This window comes from Synechococcus sp. H55.11 (assembly GCF_047462475.1).
GTDB lineage: Bacteria > Cyanobacteriota > Cyanobacteriia > Thermostichales > Thermostichaceae > Thermostichus.
In genome coordinates, this window is sequence record NZ_JANSJI010000146.1 from 1 (window position 1) to 1395 (window position 1395).

The 1395-nt window shown below is 59.4% G+C and carries 1 protein-coding gene; it reads right to left on the reverse strand.

Annotation, left to right across the window (positions count from 1 at the left end):
- Positions 1-87: 87 nt before the first annotated feature.
- Positions 88-1122 (reverse strand): 2Fe-2S iron-sulfur cluster-binding protein, encoded by a 1035-nt coding sequence (locus NW853_RS06380; RefSeq protein WP_414348421.1) that lies wholly within the window; start codon positions 1120-1122, stop codon positions 88-90.
- Between the last annotated feature and the right edge of the window lie 273 nt (positions 1123-1395).

Genomic DNA, 1395 nt, shown 5'->3' on the forward strand with positions numbered 1-1395 from the left:
CGACTATTGCCACCGGGTGGGGATCCCCTACCTACAGGCCCAGGTGCAGCAGCTCTAGCAGGTCGGTGCTGGATTCTAGGGGATCCCTCAGAAGCGCGACCAGGCCCGCAGCCATTCCTGCAGCGCCTCTAGCCAGCCGGTGGGTTGGGGCGTCACGGCCTGCGGAGTTGGCTCTTCATCAACAGGCAACTTGACCTGACCAGGCAGCACCCTAAAGACCTGAATCGGCTTGGCCTCAGGGGAAGGCTTCAGAGCAAGGGGCTCCACCTGCAAGAACAAGTCCTGCGCTGCTCGATACACAGGTGCCGAGATCAACAGCTGCGAGTTCGGCCTCTCCTGGGGCTTTTTGGGGGGATCGAGGGGTTCAGCAAGGGATCCCAGCCAGGTGGCAAAACTCACTGCCTTGCCAAAGGCTGAAACTCGCCGCGGCTCTTGTGGGTCGATGTGGAGTAGGATCACTGGGCCATGGTGGATCCCGAGGGTAAGCCGGACCTCTGGGTAAGTGAGCTGTCGCAGAAACCTGTTCAGCTCCGCCACCGATTGCAAAAGCGCCAACCCCGCCTGCAGAGCCTGCCGTACTGCCCGTTCGGGTTGTCCCAAGCCAAACAGGGCCAGACTTCTCAGCCCGCTTTGGTTGGCCAACACTCCTTGGTATCGCTGTACCACCGACTCCATTTGGACGAAGTGGCGACCCAAAGTGTAAACAACATCGTAGGGAAAGTTCTCCTCGTCGAAATTGGCCGTCCCCCACAGCGAAGCGCAGAGAATGGCGGCGGTGGTCTGCTCGCCGATGGACTGAGCCTGCAGTTGATGCTGGGCCACCTCCACATCTGCCCTATCGAGCACCAGCCGCTGCAGCGTCACATCCCCGGTGATGCGGGTTTGACAGGCAAGGCGGATATGCACGGGGAGATCCAGCCGTTCGGCCAACTTCTTCTCAGCAGGGGTCATGCTACGGCAATTTTGGCTGCCCTCCAAAATCATGATCCGGCAGGTGGAGCAGGCGGCATTGCCGCCACAGGCATGGACATGGCGCACCCCGGCCTGCAGTAGGTTTTCCAAGATCGTGAGCAGAGGATTGGCCTCAAAGGTGAGGTTATCGGGGTAGCAAGTGATCCGCATAGTTGGGTGCCGGCAAACCGTTCTTGGACGCCTAAAGCCTATACGTTCCTGACCTGGATTTGGATACCCCTTTTCAGCTAGAAACCGCAGGAGCCCCGCGCTCTGGCGTAGCCGTTCGCGAAGCGGGACGGAGTCCTTGCGTCCGGAGGAATGCAAGAAGCCGGACAACAATATAGCATCTGATGAGATAAAATAGGAGCATAAACCAAGCCTTGACCATCTCCTGCAAGCTCAAGGTGTCTGTGTCGCAAGCCGCCAAGCTGGATGCGACGC